Annotated in this window: 23 protein-coding genes; 13 read left to right on the forward strand and 10 right to left on the reverse strand. The window is 62.6% G+C overall.

Annotation, left to right across the window (positions count from 1 at the left end; translation table 11 throughout):
• The first annotated feature begins 19 nt into the window (after positions 1-19).
• The 8 genes from MOV80_RS09150 to MOV80_RS09185 all read left to right on the forward strand — a co-directional run bounded on the left by MOV80_RS09150 (position 20) and on the right by MOV80_RS09185 (position 6,081).
• The gene (locus MOV80_RS09150; protein ID WP_019101520.1) at positions 20-955 is read left to right on the forward strand and encodes an RluA family pseudouridine synthase; all 936 of its coding nucleotides are present in this window, start codon (positions 20-22) and stop codon (positions 953-955) included.
• Position 956: 1 nt separating this feature from the next.
• Positions 957-1,616, forward strand: a complete 660-nt coding sequence (locus MOV80_RS09155; protein WP_118268086.1) for an HAD-IA family hydrolase — start codon at positions 957-959, stop codon at positions 1,614-1,616.
• Complete coding sequence (locus MOV80_RS09160) at positions 1,592-1,954, forward strand: Rieske 2Fe-2S domain-containing protein (protein WP_043590225.1); 363 nt, start codon at positions 1,592-1,594, stop codon at positions 1,952-1,954. The genes MOV80_RS09155 and MOV80_RS09160 overlap by 25 nt, the downstream gene beginning before the upstream one ends.
• Positions 1,955-1,994: 40 nt before the next feature.
• Complete coding sequence (locus MOV80_RS09165; protein ID WP_043590226.1) at positions 1,995-2,936, forward strand: S49 family peptidase; 942 nt, start codon at positions 1,995-1,997, stop codon at positions 2,934-2,936.
• Between the two features lie 19 nt (positions 2,937-2,955).
• Positions 2,956-3,792: a flagellar motor protein MotD gene (gene motD / locus MOV80_RS09170; protein ID WP_249605067.1), complete on the forward strand. Its 837-nt coding sequence runs from the start codon at positions 2,956-2,958 to the stop codon at positions 3,790-3,792.
• Positions 3,793-3,820: 28 nt separating this feature from the next.
• Entirely contained in the window at positions 3,821-4,411 is a 591-nt protein-coding gene (locus tag MOV80_RS09175; protein ID WP_019101525.1) for a malonic semialdehyde reductase, read from the forward strand.
• Between the two features lie 58 nt (positions 4,412-4,469).
• Positions 4,470-5,498, forward strand: a complete 1,029-nt coding sequence (locus tag MOV80_RS09180) for a quinone-dependent dihydroorotate dehydrogenase (protein ID WP_019101526.1) — start codon at positions 4,470-4,472, stop codon at positions 5,496-5,498.
• A 115-nt stretch (positions 5,499-5,613) separates the two neighbouring features.
• On the forward strand, positions 5,614-6,081 hold the full coding sequence (locus tag MOV80_RS09185) for a glycine zipper 2TM domain-containing protein (RefSeq protein ID WP_019101527.1): 468 nt from the start codon (positions 5,614-5,616) through the stop codon (positions 6,079-6,081).
• Positions 6,082-6,342: 261 nt separating this feature from the next.
• Here the strand turns inward: MOV80_RS09185 and MOV80_RS09190 are convergent, their stop codons facing one another.
• From MOV80_RS09190 to fur, 3 genes are read right to left on the reverse strand one after another with little or no spacing between them, the layout of a single operon-like run.
• The gene (locus tag MOV80_RS09190) at positions 6,343-7,080 is read right to left on the reverse strand and encodes an arginyltransferase (RefSeq protein WP_043590228.1); all 738 of its coding nucleotides are present in this window, start codon (positions 7,078-7,080) and stop codon (positions 6,343-6,345) included.
• Positions 7,067-7,768 (reverse strand): leucyl/phenylalanyl-tRNA--protein transferase, encoded by a 702-nt coding sequence (gene aat / locus MOV80_RS09195; protein WP_043590229.1) that lies wholly within the window; start codon positions 7,766-7,768, stop codon positions 7,067-7,069. Before aat ends, MOV80_RS09190 begins: the two co-directional genes overlap by 14 nt.
• On the reverse strand, positions 7,765-8,190 hold the full coding sequence (gene fur, locus MOV80_RS09200; RefSeq protein ID WP_019101530.1) for a ferric iron uptake transcriptional regulator: 426 nt from the start codon (positions 8,188-8,190) through the stop codon (positions 7,765-7,767). Before fur ends, aat begins: the two co-directional genes overlap by 4 nt.
• A gap of 93 nt (positions 8,191-8,283) precedes the next feature.
• On the opposite strand from fur, the gene bamE reads away from it, so the two are divergent.
• The 4 genes from bamE to MOV80_RS09220 are packed head-to-tail and all read left to right on the forward strand — an operon-like array spanning position 8,284 to position 11,252.
• Positions 8,284-8,667 (forward strand): outer membrane protein assembly factor BamE, encoded by a 384-nt coding sequence (gene bamE, locus MOV80_RS09205; RefSeq protein ID WP_019101531.1) that lies wholly within the window; start codon positions 8,284-8,286, stop codon positions 8,665-8,667.
• Positions 8,664-9,476, forward strand: coding sequence for a 4-hydroxy-tetrahydrodipicolinate reductase (gene dapB, locus MOV80_RS09210; protein WP_249605068.1), 813 nt, complete (start codon positions 8,664-8,666; stop codon positions 9,474-9,476). The genes bamE and dapB overlap by 4 nt, the downstream gene beginning before the upstream one ends.
• A gap of 35 nt (positions 9,477-9,511) precedes the next feature.
• Entirely contained in the window at positions 9,512-10,486 is a 975-nt protein-coding gene (locus MOV80_RS09215; protein WP_118268087.1) for an iron ABC transporter permease, read from the forward strand.
• On the forward strand, positions 10,479-11,252 hold the full coding sequence (locus MOV80_RS09220) for an ABC transporter ATP-binding protein (protein ID WP_118268088.1): 774 nt from the start codon (positions 10,479-10,481) through the stop codon (positions 11,250-11,252). The genes MOV80_RS09215 and MOV80_RS09220 overlap by 8 nt, the downstream gene beginning before the upstream one ends.
• Positions 11,253-11,275: 23 nt before the next feature.
• Here MOV80_RS09220 and folE read toward each other — a convergent pair whose 3' ends face one another.
• From folE to MOV80_RS09255, 7 genes are all read right to left on the reverse strand, one after another.
• A complete protein-coding gene (gene folE, locus MOV80_RS09225; protein WP_081576128.1) occupies positions 11,276-11,914 on the reverse strand; it encodes a GTP cyclohydrolase I FolE in 639 nt (212 codons plus the stop codon).
• Between the two features lie 223 nt (positions 11,915-12,137).
• On the reverse strand, positions 12,138-13,652 hold the full coding sequence (locus MOV80_RS09230; RefSeq protein ID WP_043590234.1) for a SpoVR family protein: 1,515 nt from the start codon (positions 13,650-13,652) through the stop codon (positions 12,138-12,140).
• 168 nt (positions 13,653-13,820) lie between these two features.
• Positions 13,821-15,104 carry a YeaH/YhbH family protein gene (locus MOV80_RS09235; protein ID WP_019100827.1) on the reverse strand — a complete coding sequence of 428 codons (1,284 nt, stop codon included), beginning with the start codon at positions 15,102-15,104 and terminating at the stop codon, positions 13,821-13,823.
• 149 nt (positions 15,105-15,253) lie between these two features.
• Complete coding sequence (locus MOV80_RS09240) at positions 15,254-17,182, reverse strand: PrkA family serine protein kinase (RefSeq protein ID WP_019100828.1); 1,929 nt, start codon at positions 17,180-17,182, stop codon at positions 15,254-15,256.
• Between the two features lie 399 nt (positions 17,183-17,581).
• Positions 17,582-17,899, reverse strand: coding sequence for a PilZ domain-containing protein (locus MOV80_RS09245; RefSeq protein ID WP_081545720.1), 318 nt, complete (start codon positions 17,897-17,899; stop codon positions 17,582-17,584).
• On the reverse strand, positions 17,886-18,443 hold the full coding sequence (locus tag MOV80_RS09250) for an NUDIX hydrolase (protein WP_118268631.1): 558 nt from the start codon (positions 18,441-18,443) through the stop codon (positions 17,886-17,888). The genes MOV80_RS09245 and MOV80_RS09250 overlap by 14 nt, the downstream gene beginning before the upstream one ends.
• Before the next feature lie 9 nt (positions 18,444-18,452).
• A complete protein-coding gene (locus MOV80_RS09255) occupies positions 18,453-19,004 on the reverse strand; it encodes a DUF2062 domain-containing protein (protein WP_019100393.1) in 552 nt (183 codons plus the stop codon).
• Positions 19,005-19,200: 196 nt separating this feature from the next.
• On the opposite strand from MOV80_RS09255, the gene MOV80_RS09260 reads away from it, so the two are divergent.
• Positions 19,201-20,985, forward strand: coding sequence for an acyl-CoA dehydrogenase C-terminal domain-containing protein (locus MOV80_RS09260; RefSeq protein ID WP_118268089.1), 1,785 nt, complete (start codon positions 19,201-19,203; stop codon positions 20,983-20,985).
• Positions 20,986-21,000: the final 15 nt, after the last annotated feature.

Here is a 21,000-nt window from a genome sequence, read left to right on the forward strand (position 1 = left end):
CGCCAGAAGTATAAGCAATATGACAGACATTCGCAAAGATTCCGTCTCCTTCGTCCAAGTGGACGACGGCGACGCCGGCCAACGCATCGACAACTACCTGGTGCGCTTGCTCAAGGGCGTGCCCAAAAGCCATATCTACCGCATCCTGCGCTCCGGCGAGGTGAGGGTGAACAAGGGCCGCATCGACGCCGCCTACCGCGTGCAGGCCGGCGACGAATTGCGCATTCCGCCCATCCGCGTGGCCGAACGCGCGGAAAAGAACGTGCCGGCCGCCACCTTCCCGGTAGTCTACGAAGACAACGCGCTGCTGGTGATAGACAAACCGGCCGGCGTGGCGGTGCACGGCGGCAGCGGCGTGTCCTTCGGCGTGATCGAGCAACTGCGCCAGGCCCACCCGGACTGGCGCTATCTGGAGCTGGTGCATCGGCTGGACCGCGAAACCTCCGGCCTCCTGATGCTGGCCAAGAAGCGTTCGGCGCTGACCAAGCTGCACGACATGATGCGCGCCAACGTGCCGGACAAACGCTACCTGGCGCTGGGCATAGGCCAGTGGCCGGAGGACGCCCGCCAGGTCAAGCTGCCGCTGTTCAAGTTCCACACTCCGGACGGCGAACGCCGCGTGCGGGTCAGCGACGCCGAAAACGGCCAGTACGCGCACACTAATTTCGCGATCAAGGAACGCTTTGCGGAATTCACGCTGGTGGAAGCGCACCTGCGCACCGGCCGCACTCACCAGATCCGCGTGCACATGCAGGCCAACGGCTGCGCGATCGCCGGCGACGAGAAATACGGCGACTTCGCGCTGAACAAGGAACTGGCCAAGCGCGGCCTGAAACGCATGTTCCTGCACGCGCGCAGCCTGTCCCTGCCCCACCCGCTGACCGGCGAGCCGTTGAAACTGGAAGCGCCGCTGCCGCCGGAACTGGAGCGCTTCCTGAAAATCTTGAGGTCTTGAGATGAACATTCGCTTCGATCTGGTCGTTTTCGACTGGGACGGCACTTTGATGGACTCCACCGCCCACATCAGCCAGTCCATCCAGCAGGCTTGCGCCGACCTGTCACTTCCCGTTCCCAGCCGCGAACAGGCCAGCCATGTCATCGGCCTGCGCCTGGCCGAGGCGCTGCAACAAGCCTGCCCGGCCGCCAGCGTCGAGCAGCTGCCGCGCCTGACCGAAGCCTTCCGCCATCATTACCACGCCAACCAGCATCAAGTGACCTTGTTCGACGGCGCTGTGGAGTGCCTGAACTCCGTCGCGGACAGCGGCGTTTTTCTGGCGGTGGCCACCGGCAACAGCCGCGCCGGCCTCAACCGCCTGCTGGAGCAAACCGGACTCGGCCCGCTGTTCCACGCTACCCGCACCGTGGACGAATGCCATTCCAAGCCGCACCCGGACATGCTGCTGTCGCTGACCGAGATGCTGGGCGCGGACCCTCGCCGCACGCTGATGATAGGCGACACCAGCCACGACTTGCTGATGGCCGGCAACGCCGGCTGCCATAGCGTGGGGGTCAGCTTCGGCGCCCACGACAGCGAACACCTGGAAAGCTGTGGACCGCTGGCGCTGTTCCATTCCTACCCCGAGCTGCAGACATGGCTGCTGCCGAAACTCGGGTAATCTGCCCCTCGGCCGAGCTTCAGGACGGCGGCCGCGCCTGGCGCTTCGAGATCGAACAGACGGACGGCGCGCCGCCGCTGCCCGCCTTCGCCGTGCGCTACCGCGGCAAGGTCTACGCTTACGTCAATGCCTGCCGCCACATCCCGGTGGAGCTGGATTTGCGCGATGGCGAAGTCTTCGACCTCAGCGGCCGTTATCTGGTATGCAGCATGCACGGCGCCTGCTACGAAGCACACACCGGCTATTGCGTGTCCGGCCCCTGCCGCGGCCAGCGGCTGATCGCCGTGCCCGTCTTCGAGCAGGACGGCAATATCTGCATCAATGTCATGCCGTCGTGAACTTTGCTAGACTCCTGGAATTATTCAGGGAGCACCACACATGAGCGACACCTCCAACCATTGGGAACGCCAATTGCTGGAAAAACTGGCCAGCGCCGCGCTGGTGGAACAACGCCGCGCCCGCCAGTGGAAGATTTTCTTTCGCATGATCTGGCTGATCATCATCGGCTTCGTGCTGTTCAGCCTGTTCATGCGCAACGAGGACAAGGCCGCCGCCGGCCTTTCCGGCTCCGGCCACACCGCCGTCATCACGCTGGACGGCGTGATCGACAGCCAAAGCGACACCGCCAACAAGCTAAGCCAGGCGCTGACGGACGCCTACGGCGACAAGAGCACCAAGGGCATCATTATCGACGCCAACAGCCCCGGCGGCAGCCCGGCGCTGTCCGGCATGGCTTATGACGAGATTCGCCGCCAGAAGAAGCTGCACCCGTCCGTCCCGGTCTACGTGGTGGTCAGCGAGGTCTGCGCGTCCGGCTGCTATTACATCGCCTCCGCCGCCGACAAGATCTTCGTCGACAAGGCCAGCATCGTCGGCTCCATCGGCGTGCTGTCCGACGGCTTCGGCTTCACCGGCGCCATGGAAAAACTGGGTGTTGACCGCCGCCTCCGCACCTCCGGCGAGAATAAGGCGATGGGCGACCCCTTCTCCCCGGTCAACCCCAAGCAAGAAGCCATCCGTCAACAATTGCTGGACGACATCCACCAGCAGTTCATCGCGGCGGTCAAGGCCGGACGCGGCCAGCGCCTGGCCAACGATCCGCAGCTGTTCTCCGGCATGGTGTGGCTGGGCGACAAAAGCATTCCGCTGGGCCTGGCCGACGGCTTGGGCACGGTGCGCTCGGTGGCGCGCGACGTGATCAAGGCGGAGAAAACCGTCGACTATACTCAGCAAGACGACCTGTCCAGCCGCGTGGCGCGCAAGATTGGCGTGGAGTTCGCCGGCGGCGTGAAGAGTCTGTTCGACACCAAGCTGTTCTGATCAATCGGCAAGGCACACCATGGCGCGCAGAAGAAAACGGCAAGAAGAAGAACACGAGAACCATGAACGTTGGCTGGTTTCCTACGCCGACTTCATCACCCTGCTGTTCGCCTTCTTCGTGGTGATGTACGCGATCTCCTCGGTCAACGAGGGCAAATACCGCGTGCTCTCCTCCGCCATCGTGGACGCCTTCCGTTCAGGCTCCACCATCAGCGTCAACACCACCCCGCCCAGCGGCGGGGCCAACACCATGATAGAAATCCCCGAGACCAAGCCAATAGCCAAGGCGGTCAAGGGAGAACATCAGGCCGAGAAAAAAGCCAATACCGGCTCGGCCCAGGGCGATGAAAAAACCCGGCTCGCCAACCTGACGCAGGATCTGGCCAAAGTCATGGACCCGCTGGTGAAGAGCGGCCAGGTCACCATCACGCACAGCAGCAAGGGCGTCACCATCGACATCCGCGACACCGCGCTCTTTCCCACGGGACAGGCGCAGCCCAACGAACAGTCTCGGCAACTGATGGCCAATATGGCGCTGCAACTGGCCAAGGTGGACAACCCGATCCGGGTGGAAGGCTTCACGGACACCGTGCCCATCCGCAACTCTTATTTCCCATCCAACTGGGAGCTGTCCGCCTCGCGCGCCGGCAGCGTGGTGCGCCTGTTCCAGGAAAACGGCATCAAGCCGGAGCGATTAGTGGCGGTGGGCCGCGGAGCCACCCCCCCGGTGGGCGACAACGCCACCGCCGACGGCCGCGCCAGCAACCGCCGCGTCGCCATCACCGTATTGGCGAGCGGGCTAAGCGACGCCGAAGTGTTGTCGCCGCAAGACGCATCCATGGCCAATGGCCGCTAACACCCCTGTTTCTCAAGAGGAGCACGATATGAGCACCCCGATTCATCATTCCGCGCTGGAACAGCTGTTCCTCAACGCCCGCACCCACAGCCACTGGCAAGACCGTCCGGTCAGCGCCGAAACGCTGCACCAGCTGTTCGACCTGCTGAAAATGGCGCCCACCAGCGCCAACTGCTCGCCGGCTCGCTTCATCTTTGTGCAAAGCGACGCCGCCAAGGCCAAGCTCAAGCCCTGCCTGGCCGAAGGCAACGTCGAAAAAACCATGGCCGCGCCGGTATGCGTGATCGTGGCCCAGGACATGCGCTTCTACGAACACCTGCCCAAACTCTACCCGCACGCCGACGCCAGAAGCTGGTTTGAAGGCAACGACGCGGCGATCCAGGCCACCGCCGCGCGCAACAGCAGCCTGCAAGGCGGCTACCTGCTGCTGGCCGCTCGCTCCTTGGGGCTGGACTGCGGCCCGATGTCCGGCTTCGACAACGCCGCGGTGGACCAGGCCTTCTTCCCGGACGGACGCTTCAAGTCCAACTTCCTGGTCAACCTGGGCTACGGCGCCGCCGACAAGCTCTACCCGCGCTCGCCGCGCTTCGAGTTCGACGAAGCCTGCCAGATTCTTTAATCCCCCCTCACGCATGCCCGGTTATAATGCCGGGCATTTTGCTGCCTGGAGAATCAAGATGCTCTATTCGCTTCTGCGCCCGCTGCTGTTCCGCTTTGACGCAGAGACCGCCCATGAACAGACGCTGGCCATGCTGGACCAGGCGCACAAGCTGCGCCTGAGCGCGCTGACCTGCCAAAGCGCCGCTCGCAAACCGGTGCAAGCCATGGGCCTGACCTTCCCCAACGCGGTGGGGCTCGCCGCCGGGCTGGACAAGAATGGAGCGCATATCGACGCTTTGGCCGCGCTGGGCTTCGGCTTCATCGAAATCGGCACCGTCACCCCAAGGCCCCAGCCGGGCAACCCCAAGCCGCGGCTGTTCCGTCTGCCGGAACACCAAGCCATCATCAACCGCATGGGCTTCAACAACCTGGGCGTGGACACCCTGCTGGACAATGTGCGCCGCTGCAAATTCCAAGGCGTGCTCGGCATCAATATCGGCAAGAACGCCGCCACCCCGATAGAAAACGCCGCTGACGACTACCTGGCTTGTCTCGACAAAGTCTACGCTTACGCCAGCTACGTCGCCGTCAACATCTCCTCGCCCAATACCAAGAACCTGCGCCAATTGCAGGAGGGCGACGAACTGGGCCGACTGCTGGCGCAATTGAAGCAACGCCAGCAAGCGCTGGCCGATAAACACGGCCGCCACGTGCCGCTGGCGCTGAAAATCGCCCCGGATCTGGACGACGATCAAGTCATTGCCATCGCCCGCCTGTTGACCGAGCATCGCATCGACGGCGTCATCGCCACCAACACCACGCTGTCGCGCGAGGCGGTGGCCGGCCATCCGCTGGCGGATCAAGCCGGCGGCCTGTCCGGCGCGCCGGTCAAAGACCGTTCGACAACAGTTATTCGCAAATTAGCCAAGGAACTTGACGGCGCTCTGCCTATCATAGGAGTTGGCGGCATCCTGTCCGGGCGGGACGCCGTGGAAAAACTGGATGCCGGCGCCAGCCTGGTTCAAGTCTACAGCGGCCTGATCTACCGAGGCCCGGCGCTGGTGGCCGAATGCGCGAATGCGATCGCAGCGCGCGCCAAACCCTAAACAACAGCATGCGCGGCCGCGCACGGGCGCTCCGACACCGGAACCCCGGCGACAGGCCCGCGGCGACAATCCCGGGGCAAACCGGCTCGCTTATATAAACATGGGACTCACTCTTATGAACGCCAAAAAACTGATTCGTCTTTCCGCCATCGCGCTGCTGAGCGCCGGCGTGCTCACCGGCTGCGCCACCTCCGACTCCGCGGCCGTCTATTCCAAGGGCCAGATGCGCCAGGCGCAGACCGTGCAGCTGGGCACCGTGGTGTCGGTTCAGAACGTGAAAATGGAAGGCAGCAACAATGAGCTGCTAACCCTGGGCGGCGCCGCGCTGGGCGGCTTGGCCGGCAGCAATATCGGCGGCGGCAAAGGCCAGATCGCCGGCGGCATCGTCGGCGCGCTGGCCGGCGGCTTCGGCGCACAGGCCGCTCAACGCGGCATGACCAAGAACGCCCTGGAAATCACCGTCAAGCTGGACGGCTCCGGCCGCATGATCTCTATCGTGCAGGAAGCCGACATTCCGTTCACCGCCAACCAGCGCGTGCGCGTGCTGACCGGCGGCGGCAACGACCGTGTGGTGCCGTTCTAAGCAACGGCACGAGAACCCGATGCGCGCCTGCGATACGGCGTCGAACGGGCTCTAAGGCGGACGGTGTCCGCAATAAAAAAGCCGGCGCTCGCGCCGGCTTTTTCACATGATTTCCCTCAGAGCTTGTTCAAAGTCTCGCGGGCAAGAGCGAGGCAAGACAAAAACGAGCGAAAAGCGGAATGGTCTAGTGGTGCATGAGCATTTTGAACTCGTACTCACCGTGCAACGCTTCACGAAGCGCAGCAGACCTTGAACAGGTTCTCACTCGTCCCGCGGCCTGGGCAACTCCACCCAGCGCCCATCCATCAAAGCCTGCAAGGGCTGATACATCGCCTTGTAGGACATCTTCTGGCATTCGCGTATCCAATAGCCCAGATACAAGTGCGGCAGCCCTAGCTGCTGCGTCAGCTCCGCCTGCCACAGCACGTTGAACACGCCCAGGCTGGACTTGGCGTCGTCCGGATCGTAAAAGGTGTAGACTGCGGACAGTCCATCGGACAGACGATCGATCAGACTGACCATCTTCAATTCCCCGTCCAGGCGAAACTCCGCCAGCATGCTGTCCACCCCGCTTTTAAGAATGAACTCCGAGTACTGCTGCGGATCGTCGTCCGACATGCCGCCGCCGGCGTGCCGCGACTGCTGATACCAGCGGTACAAGGCGTAGTGCTCGGCGTTGAACTCCAACGGCAGCAAACGCACCTGCATCGCCTCCAGCCTGCGCGCCACCTTGCGCTGAGTACGGCTGGGCGCGAAGCGCTCCACCGGAATCCGCACCGGCACGCACGCCTGGCAGCTGTCGCAATAAGGACGGTAGGTATACAGGCCGCTGCGGCGAAAACCCAGCTTCACCAGTTGGCTGTAAACCTCGCCATCGATCGCCTCCGCCGGGATCGCCACTTGCGAGCGCGCCTGACGCCCCGCCAGATAGCTGCACGGATAGGGCGCGGTGGCGTAAAAATGGATGGCCACTGTCGGGCCGGGATCACGATGGCTCATTGGTATACCGGTAGTTCCACATCGCGGCGGGCTGCGCCCGTCGGGCATTCTCTTTCAGAGTAGCAAGAAATGTCTGACGCGAAACCAGCTTGGCGCCCAAGCTCTGCAAATGACGGGTGTGCATCTGGCAATCTATCATTGCCACCCCCTGCTCGCGCAAATGACGCACCATGTGGATGAAGGCCAGTTTGGACGCGTTGCTGCGACGGGAAAACATGGATTCGCCATAGAACATCAAGCCCAGACCAATGCCGTACAGGCCGCCGGCCAGTTCGCCGTCTATCCAGGTCTCGAAGGAATGCGCGTAGCCCAAGCGGTGCAAACGGCAATACGCGTCCACCATCTCCGGCACGATCCAGGTGCCCTGCTGCTGGGTTCTGGGTTCGGCGCAGGCCGACATCACCTCGCGAAACGCGGTGTCCACGCGGATTTCATAACGCTGGTTGCGCAGCACTTTATCCATGGACCGGCTGACTTTCAGTTCGTCCGGGCACAGCACCATGCGCGGCGCCGGAGACCACCACAAGATAGGCTCGCCTTCGGAAAACCAGGGAAAGATGCCTTGGGAGTAAGCAGCCAGGATGCGCTGCGGGGATAAATCGCCTCCAGCGGCCAGCAAACCGTTGGGTTCGCGCAGAGCCAGCCGCACCGGAGGGAAAACCGGCTCAGGACCGAGCCAGGGAATCATGCCTTTTTGGCGTTGAGGCAGTCCGGGCACTCGCCGTACATGTACAGCGCGTGATCGACGATGCGGAAGCCGTGCTGCTCCGCGATGCGGTCTTGCAGCGCTTCAATCTCCGGATCGAAGAACTCGACCACCTTGCCGCAGCTGACGCACACCATATGATCATGATGGCCGCCCTGGTTCAGCTCGTACACGGCTTTGCCGGTTTCAAAATGGTGGCGCACCAAAATGCCCGCTTGCTCGAACTGCGTCAGCACGCGGTAAATGGTGGCAAGGCCGATGTCGATATTTTCCGCAAGCAGCTTGCGATAGACATCTTCCGCCGACATGTGGCCAGCGTGCTCTTCCTCAAACAGATCGAGGATTTTCAAACGCGGGCCGGTGGCCTTGAGGCCGATATCTTTAAGGTGACTGGCTTTGCTCATCGTGATATAAAGTGGGTCGATTTCAGATCATGATAAAGCCTTTTCACGGCTTTGCCTAATTACCGCCTCATAACTTTTCGGTCACGGAGTATCATGCGCGCCCTGATTTTTGCCGCCGTCATTGCCCTCTCCGGCTGCAGTTCGATGAACCCCCTGAACTGGCTCAGCCCGCACAAGATGGAAATCCAGCAGGGCAATTATGTCACAGAGGATGCCGTAGCCAAACTTAAACCGGGCATGACCCGCTCGCAGGTGCGTTTCCTGTTGGGTTCTCCGCTACTGGCCGACGCGTTTCACGCCAACCGCTGGGACTACACCTATAGCGACATCAAGCAGGGCAAGCTGGACAAAAGCAGCAACCGCCTGCTGACCGTCTACTTCAACGGCGACGTGCTGGAGCGCGTGGAAGGCCAGGCGCAGCCGGCCGAACGCCCGCCGCTGACCGCCTCCGCTCCCGCCCAGGAAGCCAAGCCATGAGCGCCAACCCGCTGAAACTGGTGATCGTCGGCGCAGGCGGCCGCATGGGCAAGACCCTGATAGAAGCGACGCTGGCCACGCCGGGCGTGGCGCTGCACGCCGCGGTGGACCGCCCCGGTTCGGAGTTCATCGGCCAGGACGCCGGCCTGTTCATCGGCCGGCACACCGGCGTCAAGATCAGCGGCGACTTCCTCCAGGCGCTGGAAGGGGCCGACGCCGTCATCGACTTCACCCGACCGGAAGGCACGCTGGAACACCTGGCGGCCTGCGCCGAGCGCGGCGTGCGGATGATCATCGGCACCACCGGCTTCGACGAGGCCGGCAAGGCGGCGATCCGCGCCGCCGGCGACAAGATCGGTATTGTATTCGCCGCTAATTTCAGCGTGGGCGTCAACCTCACCTTCAAGCTGCTGGACATGGCGGCGCGGGTACTGAACGACGGCTACGACATCGAAATCATCGAAGCCCACCACCGCCATAAAGTGGACGCGCCGTCCGGCACCGCCCTGCGCATGGGCGAGGTGATCGCCGACGCGCTGGGCCGCGATTTGAACGAGTGCGCCGTCTACGGCCGCGAAGGCGTGACCGGCGAACGCGACCCGCAAACCATAGGCTTCGCCACCGTGCGCGGCGGCGACGTGGTCGGCGACCACACCGCCTTGTTCGCCGCCATCGGCGAGCGCGTCGAAATCAGCCACAAGGCTTCCAGCCGCGCCACCTTCGCCAACGGCGCGGTGCGCGCCGCACGCTGGCTGGCCGACAAACCGCACGGCCTGTTCGATATGCAGGACGTGCTGGGCCTGCGCTGAGCGCCGGCGGGGAGCCCGCTCCCCGCCCCCTTCCCATGCGCCTCCTTCCGCTGACCCTGGGCCTCTCCGTCGGCCTGATCCTGCTCTCCTTGGTTTCACTGCTGCACGGCAGCGGCATGGACGCGTCCCTTTTGCTGGCCGGCCATCCTCCGCCGGAACTGGAATGGCAGCTGCTGCTGGAATTGCGCCTGCCGCGCCTGCTGGCCAGCGCCAGCGCGGGCGCTTTGCTAGCCAGCGCCGGCGCGGCGGTGCAAGCGCGTTTCCGCAATCCGCTGGCCGAGCCCGGCCTGATCGGCATCAACAGCGGCGCGGCGCTGGCCGCCGCCGCGGCGCTGAGCCTGGGCGCCGGCCTCTACGCGGTGTCCGCGTCCGCCTTTGTCGGCGGCCTGTCTTCCTTATTGCTGATCCGCATGCTGGGCCAGACTCAACAAGGCGGCAGCCGGCTGATCCTCAGCGGCCTGGCCATCAGTTCCTTGCTGGGCAGCCTGCTGACCTTGTTGATCACCACCCTGCCCGACGGCTCCTTGCGCGTGGTGATTTTCTGGCTGATGGGCAGCTTCGCCAGCGTGGACTGGCCGCAAACCCTCTTGCTGTGCACGACCGCGCCGCTGGTCTGGCTGGCGCTGCACCGGCAATGGCGCTTTCTCAACGCGCTGCAATTGGGCGAAACCGCCGCCTTTCACTTGGGCTTTGAAGTCCGCCGCCGCGAATGGCAGGTGGTGGTTCTCGCCGCCCTGGCCGCCGGCTTGGTGGTGTCCGCCTGCGGCATGATAGGCTTCATCGGCCTGATGGGCCCTCACCTGGCTCGCCAATTGGTGGGCGGCAACGCGCGCCGGTTGCTCTGGATAGCGCCCATGCTGGGCGCGCTGCTGGCCATCGCCTCGGACTGGCTGGCGCGCAGCCTGCTGGCGCCCAGCGAGCTGCCGGTGGGTGTGATCACCAGCCTGATAGGCGCGCCGTTCTTCCTGTGGCTGCTGCGGCAAAGCGCGGAAAAGGACAGTCATGCTTGAAGCGCGCGCCGTCAGCCTCTCCCGCCAGGGCCGCCTCTTGGTGGAGTCGGTTTCCCTGCGCGTGGCGCCGGGCGAACTCAATATAGTGCTAGGCCCCAACGGGGCCGGCAAAAGCAGCTTGCTGGGCATGCTGGCCGGCTTGCACGCCCCCAGCGCCGGCGAGGTGTGGATGGCCGGGCGGCGGCTGCGCGGCCAATCCGCCGCGGAACTGGCGCGCCAACGCGCGGTGGTGGAGCAAAATCCGTTGACGCCGGCGGGCTGGAGCACGCTGGAGCTGATTCAGTCCGGCGCCTACCTGCTAGGCGATGCCACCGATGCCTGCCGCCGGGCGATGGAACTGAGCTGTACCGAGGAGCTGGCGCAACGCCAGGCGCGCACGCTGTCCGGCGGCGAACAGCAACGCGCTCACTTGGCGCGCGCGCTGTGCCAGCTGTTGGCTTCTGCGGACGCGGAACGCTATCTCCTGCTGGACGAACCCACCGCCGCGCTGGACTTCGCGATGGCGGACGCGCTGCTGGCGCAAGTGGCCCGCATCTGCCGCGAACTGAATATCGGCGCGCTGGCGGTGGTGCACGATCTGAACCTGGCGCTGCGCCATGCCGACAATGTGCTGCTATTGAACGAAGGGCGCGCCGCAGGCTTCGGGCCCACGGCGGAGATCATGCGGCGGGAAAAACTGGAAGCGGTTTACGGCGTGCGGCTGGCGGAGTTGAGCAGCCGGGAGCACGCCTTGCGCGCCTTCGTGCCGCTGCCCCACTCCCATTAAAACCGATTCGCTAGCAGCTGAATTCAGCGATGCGGCGTCTGCTTGCACTCGCTGAGAAAACGCGCACGGTCGGCCTCGCTCACTTCTCCGGCAAAGCCCTGAGTGATCACCGCCTCCGCGCCGCGCCGGTTTTCCCCCAGCTGCAAGCACATCTGCTTGGCCTGGATCACGCAGGCCGCGCCCTTGGCCATGCCGTGCAGCACCAATGCGTCCGCCACCTCCTGGCAAATCCATTCCTGGTAATTCAAACGGTGCGAGATCACGTCGATCAAGCGCGCGATGCGGCCGAAACCGTGCAGCCGCCCGCCCGGAATGTAGGCCACGTGGGCTATGCCCTCGAACGGCACCAAGTGATGCGGACACAGGCTGTGGATGGAGATATTGCTGATAATGACCATCTCGCGGGAGTTGTCTTCAAAGCCGCAGCCCAACACCTCGCTGGGATCAGCGGCGTAGCCGTCCAGCAGGCGGTCCCGCCAGAACGCGCTGACCCGCTCCGCGGTCTTGCCCAGGTGCGGATCGCCTTGCGGCTGAAAGCCGCACGCGGTCAGCAAATCGGTCACCGCGCGCTCAAACGCCTCCTTGTCGAACGGCCGCAACCGCTCCACGCCCACTTTGGGTTCGCGCTCCGGCGCTGGATGATCGCAATGCTCATGGTCCATATCGTCTCCCTTGTGACCGCTGATTCAACGTCCGCTGCGCGCCGGCTGCGCATAGCGCAACGAAAACCGGCTCGCAAATTTGAGCCGGCTCTTGGGCGGCGGCTTCAATCGAAATAGGAATTCGAGAGCAGCCCGGAGGGAAAGTTGCATCCGCCGGCGGCATGAAAAACCCGGGGCGACGACGCCAGCCCCGGGTTTGCGACTATATCACAGGCCGCCGCCGTTACACGCGCGCGCCTTCCAGATTGGATTTCATCTCATAGCTCTGCTTGACATCGCCATTCCCGTCCACGCTCTCCAGCCTCACGTCGAAGCCCCACAGCCGGCACACGTGCTTGAGCACTTCGTTGGCGCTGTTGTCGTCCAGCGGGCGCCTGTTGTGCATGGTGTGACGCAGCACCAGGCTGCGGTCGCCGCGCACATTGACCGACCACACCTGGATATTGGGCTCGCGCGAACCCAGGTTGTACTGCTCGGCCAGCTTGCCCCGGATGTCGCGATAGCCCATGTCGTCGTGGATGGCGGACACTTCCAGCTTGTCGTCGTGATCGTCGTCGCGAATCGAGAACAGACGGAAATCGCGAATCAGCTTGGGCGACAGATACTGCGAAATGAAGCTCTCGTCCTTGAAGTTCTTCATCGCGAACTCCAGGGACTCGCGCCACGGCGTGCCGGCCAGGTCCGGGAACCAGGCGCGGTCCTCGTCGGTGGGGGCTTCGCAGATGCGCTTGATGTCCTGATACATCGAGAAACCCAGCGCGTACGGGTTGATGCCGTTGTACCAACGCGCCGTCACCGGCGGCTGATACACCACATTGGTGTGGCTCTGCAAAAACTCCATCATGAAACCATCGGTGACCATGCCTTTGTCGTACAGACGATTGAGGATGGTGTAGTGCCAGAACGTGGCCCAGCCCTCGTTCATCACCTGAGTCTGACGCTGCGGGTAGAAATACTGCGCCACCTTGCGCACGATGCGCACCACCTCGCGCTGCCAGGGCTCTAGCAGCGGCGCGGATTTTTCAATGAAGTAGAGCAGGTTTTCCTGCGGCTCCGGCGGAAAGCGCGGCGGCGACTTGTCGCTGCCGTCCTTGTCGCGCTTGGGAATGGTGCGCCACAGGTCGTTAACCTGCATTTGCAGGTATTGCTCGCGCTCTTCCTGGCGCGCCTGCTCCTTGGCCAGCGACAGCTTCTGCGGCCGCTTGTAGCGGTCCACGCCGTAATTCATCAGCGCGTGGCAGCTGTCCAGCAACTCCTCCACCGCGTCGATGCCGTAGCGCTCCTCGCACTTGGTGATGTAGCTCTTGGCGAACACCAGGTAGTCGATGATGGCCGAGGCGTCGGTCCAGGCGCGGAACAGGTAGTTGCCTTTGAAGAAGCTGTTGTGGCCGTAAGCGGCGTGGGCGATCACCAGCGCCTGCATCGTCATGGAGTTTTCTTCCATCAGATAGGCGATGCAGGGGTTGGAGTTGATCACGATCTCGTAGGCCAGGCCCATCTGGCCGCGCTTATAGCTTTTCTCGGTGGCGACGAAATGCTTGCCGTAGCTCCAGTGATGGTAATTGACCGGCATGCCCACCGAGGCGTAGGCGTCCATCATCTGCTCGGCGGTGATGACTTCCAGCTGATTTGGATAGACATCCAGCTTGAATTCATCCACCGCGATGGCGCGTATCTGCCGGTCGTACTCGTCGACAAGGTCGAAGGTCCATTCGGACCCGGTAGAAATGGGTGTCATGTTGCTGTCCCCTTGGCAAGACCGCTAAGAACCTGTTTACGATCTGCTGCGCGTCGGCGATACGGCGTTGAAACCAAGCTCAAAATGCTCATGTACCACCTGTACATTCCGCTTTTTCGCTCGTTTTCGCCTTGTCTCGCCTTAGCTCGCGAGATCATAAACACATTCTCAAGCGGTGGCGGCGCGGCCATTGGCCGGCTGGCGCTTGAACAGTTCCCGGAAAACCGGGTAGATGTCGGAAGCCGAACGAATTTTCTGCATCGCGAACTGGCGGTTGCGTTCCTGCACCTTCAAGTATTCGTACCAGAGGTTTTGCGGCTCTCCTTCGGTGATCTCGATGTAGGCGAAGTACTGGCAGTAAGGCAGCAGGTCCTCCTCCATGATGCGGCCGCAGTTGGCGGAATCGCTGTCCCAGTTGTCGCCGTCGGACGCCTGGGCGGCGTAGATATTCCATTCGCTGCCGGCGTAGCGCTTCTTGACGATCTCCGCCATCAGGTTGAGCGCCGAGGACACCACGGTGCCGCCGGATTCGCGCGAGTGAAAGAAATCCTCCTCGCTCACCTCCACCGCACTGGTGTGGTGGCGGATGAACACCACCTCGATCTTCTCGTAATTGCGCTGCAGGAACAGGTACAACAGGATGAAGAAGCGCTTGGCCATGTCCTTCTTCTGCTCGTCCATGGAGCCGGACACGTCCATGATGCAGAACATCACCGCCTGACTGGTGGGCTTGGGCTGCTTGACCCGGTTGTTGTAGCGCAGGTCGAACGGGTCTATCCACGGAATGCTGGCGATGCGCTCGCGCAGCCGGTGGATGCTCTGCCGTTTTTCGCGGATTTCCAGGGTGTTGTCCTCGTCATCCTCCATCAGGGTGTCGAGTTCCTCCTCCGCGTCGCCCAGCGTGGCCATCGTCGGCGCGGCCATCGCCACCCGCCGCGCCAGCGCGCCGCGCAGCGAACGCACGATGTTGATGTTGGCCGGCGTGCCGTCGTTGGTGTAGCCGGCGCGCACCGTCTTCATCTCCTCAATGCCCATCAGCTGGGTCTTGATCAGATTGGGCAGCGCCAAGTCGTCGAAGAACACGTTCATGAACTCTTCGCGCGACAGCTGGAACACAAAGTCGTCCTCGCCCTCGCCGTCCTGGCTGGCCTTGCTGCCGCCGCCTCCCCCGCCGCCTTGCGGCCGCGGCAAGCGGTCGCCTTTGACGAACTCCTCATTGCCGGGATGCACGTTTTCCGTCATGCCGCCCTTGCCGTGGTGGAAAACGGGTTCGGAAATATCCTTTACCGGAATCGAGACCTTCTCCCCGCTCTCGATGTCGGTAATGCTGCGCCCCTTGACCGCCTTGGCGACGGCTTCCTTGATTTGGGCCTTGAAACGGCGCAGAAACCGTTCGCGGTTAACCGCGGACTTGTTCTTGCCGTTGAGGCGCCGATCGATGATGTGGGACATAAGCACCTCGCTTTGCCTGTGCCGGCGGCGGCCGCGCGCTGGCGGCCATCGCCTGGCTTGCTGTTGTTATATTATTCACCGCCCGGCGGCGACAGCGGCCGCTGGGGCGATTGCCGGCGCCGCCTGAGCGGCGCCGGATCAGCGATGGCTTACGAGGACTTGCGCACTCGCAGATACCATTCGCACAACAGCCGCACTTGCTTGGCGGTGTAGCCTTTTTCCACCATGCGGTTGACGAAGTCCTCGTGCTTCTTCGCATCCTCGGCGCTGGCCTTGGCGTTGAAGGAGATCACCGGCAACAGCTCCTCGGTGTTGGAGAACATCTTCTTCTCTATGACCGTGCGCAGCTTCTCGTAGCTGGTCCAGGTGGGGTTCTTGCCGCCGTTGTTGGCCCGCGCCCGCAACACGAAGTTGACGATCTCGTTGCGGAAGTCTTTCGGGTTGGAAATCCCGGCCGGCTTCTCGATTTTCTCCAGCTCCGCGTTCAAGGAAGTGCGGTCGAAGATCTCGCCGGTGTCCTGATCGCGATACTCCTGATCCTGAATCCAGAAGTCCGCGAAGCTGACGTAGCGGTCGAAGATGTTCTGGCCGTACTCGGAGTAGCTTTCCAGGTAAGCGGTTTGAATCTCCTTGCCGATGAACTCCACATACTTGGGCGCCAGGTACTCCTTCAGGAAGGTCAGATACTTCTGCTCCGTTTCCGCCGGGAACTGCTCGCGCTCAACCTGCTGCTCGATCACGTACAAGAGATGGACCGGGTTGGCGGCCACTTCGCTGTGATCGAAGTTGAACACCTTGGACAGAATCTTGTAGGCGAAGCGCGTGGACAAGCCGCTCATGCCCTCGTCCACCCCCGCGTAATCGCGATATTCCTGGATGGACTTGGCCTTGGGATCCGTGTCTTTCAGGTTGTCCCCGTCGTACACCTGCATCTTGCTGAACAGGCTGGAGTTTTCCGGCTCTTTCAGCCGCGACAGCACCGCAAACTGCGACATCATCTTCAGCGTGCCCGGCGCGCACGGCGCGCGGCCCAGCGAAGAGTTGCGGATCAGCTTGTCGTAGATCTTGATCTCGTCCGACACGCGCAGGCAATACGGCACCTTGACGATGTAGATCCGGTCGAGGAAGGCCTCGTTGTTCTTGTTGTTGCGGAACTGCTTCCACTCGGACTCGTTGGAGTGAGCCAGGATCACGCCTTCAAACGGAATCGCGCCAAAGCCCTCGGTGCCCTTGAAGTTGCCTTCCTGGGTGGCCGTCAACAGCGGGTGCAAGACCTTGATCGGCGCCTTGAACATCTCCACGAATTCCAACAAACCCTGGTTGGCCAGGCACAAGCCGCCGGAGTAGCTGTAAGCGTCCGGATCGTCCTGCGCGTATTTCTCCAGCTTGCGGATATCCACCTTGCCCACCAGAGACGAGATGTCCTGGTTGTTCTCGTCGCCCGGCTCGGTCTTGGCCACCGCGATCTGCTTGAGCACCGACGGATAGCGTTTGACCACGCGGAACTGGCCGATATCGCCGTTGAACTCATGCAGCCGCTTCACCGCCCACGGACTGGGAATGCTCTTCAGATAACGGCGCGGAATGCCGTATTCCTCTTCCAGCAGCGCCCCGTCCTCGTCGTAGTTGAACAGCGCCAGCGGAGACTCGTTGACCGGGCTGCCTTTCAGGCAATAGAACGGCACCAGCTCCATCAGCTCTTTCAGCTTCTCGGCGATGGACGATTTACCGCCGCCCACCGGGCCCAGCAAATAGAGGATCTGCTTCTTCTCTTCCAGGCCTTGCGCGGCGTGGCGGAAGTAGGACACCACCTGTTCGATCACCTCCTCGGTGCCGTAGAAATCACGGAACGCGGGATAGACCTTGATGACTTTGTTGGAAAAAATGCGGGACAGACGCGAATCATGTCGAGTGTCCACCAGCTCCGGCTCGCCAATAGCGGCCAGCATGCGCTCTGCGGCGGTGGCATAAGCGCCGGGGTCTTTCTTGCAGAGCTCCAGGTACTCCTGGATGGTGTACTCCTCCTCACGAGTCTTGTCGTAACGAGCAGCGTAGTGACTGAAGATATCCGGGTGCATGGCTCTCTCCTGGCAGGTAGCAGAGGCGCAAACGATATGCACGCGGCATCCGCTGCTCCCCTTGCTGAATTAGAGTATTCACATTGTTTCCGGCTTTCTTTTTCTGGGTATAGCATAACGCACAGCTTGGCAGGGCAAAACCGCGCCTGCACACAAAATATGAGATCGTGAGCCAGATTCAATACAAGTATTTGAAATGGATGGTGAATTCCGCCAGCTTTTTTTTGTAACGGGAGACGAGCGGCGTGTAAGCGGGAGTAAACGGAAATCGACCCCAAAAAAAGGCCTTGATAATCAATAGTTTCCTGAGCGGCAATCAGAAGATTTAGACCAAACCGCCGGACGAATAAAAGAGAAGGGAAAATAAAGAATGCGCCGCGTCGGCGCGGACGGCGGCGATCAGCCTTTGCGCTGCACGATGCGCACGCCGATTTCATAGATGCGGCCTCGCTGCACCTCGTTGCAGCGCTTCACCTCCACCACCGCCTCCAGCGGCTTGCCCGGCATGCCGCCCACGCCCGGCGCCAGCACAATCACGGACAAACGCTCGCCAAACTGCGGCACAAAGGAGGAGCGCAGCGCCATGCCGTCCACCGACAGATCCACGCACTCGCCGTAATGGGTTTCGCCGCTGATCAAAGAACGGATGCGGGCCTTGCAGCCCATGCTGATGCGGCGCCCGCGCCGTCGATCCCGGTAAGGATCAAACGGCGACACCCGGCATCCTCCCGGCCTGATGCGCCGCCAACCAGTGCAGCCCCACAATGGACTTGCTGTCGCAGATCTCCCCGCTCAGCGTCATCTCCATCGCCTGCGCCACCGGCACCGCCAGCACCTCCAGGAATTCGCCCTCGTCCAACCGGCTGCCCTGCTGGCTCAGCCCCTCCGCCAGGTAATAACTGATGCGCTCGTTGGAATAGCCAATGCACGGATAAGCGGTGCCCAGATACGTCCAGCGCTCCGCCGCGTAGCCGGTTTCCTCCAGCAGCTCCCGCCTTGCCGTGGCCGCCGGGTCCTCGTCCGGGTCTATCTTGCCGGCGGGAATCTCCACGAACTCGCGGCCGGTCGGATAACGGTACTGGCGCTCCAGCACCAGCTTGCCGTCCGGCGTCAGCGCCAGCACCGCCACCGCGCCGGGGTGCAGAATGTATTCGCGCGTGGACGCCGCGCCGTCCGGCAGCGCCACCTCGTCTTTATGAACCTTGAGAAAACCGCCCTGATACACCAGCTCCGACGACAACTGCTTTTCAACCAGATCCACAATCACCCCTTAAAGTGTTCTGCAATGCCTGCTTTTCCAGGCGCTGATCACCGCCCAGCGCCACAGCAGCCGCGTCAACGCGTAGCCGATCACAGCAAAGGTCAGGCCCAGCGCCGGCAATCCCACCAGCAAGGGCCAGCCCAGCTCCGCCAGCCAATTCAGGCAGGCGTGCCACCAATCCGGCAAACTCATCCGGTCCCAATTAGGCGGCGGCGTCATTGTACCCGCAGCCGGATTGCCCAGTAAAAGCTTGCCATAAGCATAAGCCAGAAAATACAGCGGCAATACGGTCAAAGGGTTAGTGTACAGCGTGAACAACACCGCCACCGGCAGATTCACCCGCATCAGCAACGCCAGCGCCACCGCCGTCACCTTTTGCGTGGGGCCGGGCATCAGGCCGGCGAACAAACCCACCCCCACCCCCATCGCCACCTTGCGGCGGTTCAGCGACCAATACGCCGGCCGGTCCAGGTAAGGCGCCAGCCGGCGCAGGCCCGGCTTTTGAAACCAATGGTGCCGGTAGGCAACCCATTTGCGTACCTTGCGTCTAAACCAAGTCATCTGGAATTTTTTGATCCTTGTGCGCGCTCGTTGCCGTTAAACCACACTCGGCGGCGGGGAAAACGCGAAAAGCTTGTCAAAGCCACGTCGATAATTTAAACAAGCGTTTGAATTGTTCGCCCAAGCGCAGGGCGCATCCAAACACGACAGACCTGGTCGGATTGCCCAGGCCGCGCAAAACCAACAGGAGAGACCCATGCCTGCATACCAAGCCCCGCTGCGGGATTTCGATTTCGTGCTCCACGAGCTGATCAAGGTACAGGACATCATCCCCACCCTGCCCGGCTACGAAGAAGCCACCCAGGATATCTTCCGCTCCTACCTGGAAGCCGCCGCCCAGTTCTGTGAAAGCGAACTGGCGCCGCTGAACCGCCAGGGCGACGAAGAAGGTTGTCATTACGACAGCTCCACCAAATCCGTCACCACCCCGCCGGGCTTCAAGGAAGCCTACCAGCAATACTGTGAACTGGGCTTCCCCACACTGGACTGCGACCCGGCCTACGGCGGCCAGGGCATGCCCAAGGCGCTGGGCTTCCCCATCATGGAAATGCAGTGCTCCAGCAACGTGGCCTGGTCCATGTACCCCGGCCTGTCCCACGGCGCGTATTCTGCCATTCATGCCCACGGAACCGAAGCGCAAAAAGCGACCTACCTGCCCAAACTGGTGGACGGCAGCTGGACCGGCACCATGTGCCTGACCGAACCGCACTGCGGCACCGACCTGGGCCTGCTCAAATCCCGCGCCGAACCCAACGGCGACGGCAGCTACAACATCACCGGCACCAAGATCTTCATCTCCGCCGGCGAACACGACCTGTCCGACAACATCATCCATCTGGTGCTGGCCCGCCTGCCGGACTCGCCCAAGGACGTGAAGGGCATCTCCCTGTTCATCGTGCCCAAGTTTCATGACGACGGCAGCCGCAACGCCGTGGCCTGCGGCAGCCTGGAACACAAGATGGGCATCAAGGCCAACGCCACTGCGGTGATCAACCTGGACGGCGCCAAGGGCTACCTGATCGGCGAACCCAACAAGGGCCTGTCCTGCATGTTCACCATGATGAACGCCGCCCGCCTGGGCTGCGGCATGCAAGGCCTGGGCATAGGCGAAGCCTCCTTCCAGGGCGCGCTGGCCTATGCGCGCGAACGCCTGCAAATGCGCTCGCTGACCGGCGACAAATGCCCGGACAAGCCGGCGGACCCCATCATCGTCCACCCGGACGTGCGCCGCATGCTGCTGACCCAGAAAGCCTACACCGAGGCCGGCCGCGCGCTGACCACCCTGCTGGCGCTGCAACTGGACATTGAAGACAAACACCCGGACGCCGACGCCCGCCAGGACGCCGCCGACCTCGTCGCCCTGCTCACCCCGGTGGCCAAGGCCTTCATGACCGACAACGGCTACGAAGCCGCCAACCTGGGCATGCAAGTGTTCGGCGGCCACGGCTACATCCGCGAATGGGGCATGGAACAACTGGTGCGCGACTGCCGCATCTCCCAGATCTACGAAGGCACCAACGGCATCCAGGCCATCGACCTCTTGGGCCGCAAAGTGCTGATGGACCAGGGCCAGAAGCTGCGCAAGTTCACCAAGCAGATCCACAAGTTCTGCCAGGCCAATGAAGGCAACGACAAACTGGCCGACTACGTGGTCCCGCTGTCCAAGCTGCTGAAAGACGTGGGCGAAGTAACCATGGGCATCGGCATGGCCGGCATGCAGAACCGCGACGAAGCCGGCGCGGCCGCCACCGACTACCTGCGCCTGATCGGCCACCTCAGCTACGCCTGGCTGTGGGCGCGGATGGCGGAAGTGGCCCACGCCAAACTGGGCGGCGGCGAAGACGCCTTCTACCAGGCCAAGATCCTGACCGGCCGCTTCTACATGAGCAAGCTGTTCCCGGAAGTGCACAGCCTGCTGGCCAAGCTCAAGGCCGGCGCCAAGCCGTTGATGGAGCTGCAGGACGAGCACTTCGCGTTCTAAGCCACTTACGATAGT

The sequence above is a fragment of the Chromobacterium sp. IRSSSOUMB001 genome (assembly GCF_023507765.1).
Classification (GTDB): Bacteria; Pseudomonadota; Gammaproteobacteria; order Burkholderiales; family Chromobacteriaceae; genus Chromobacterium; species Chromobacterium haemolyticum.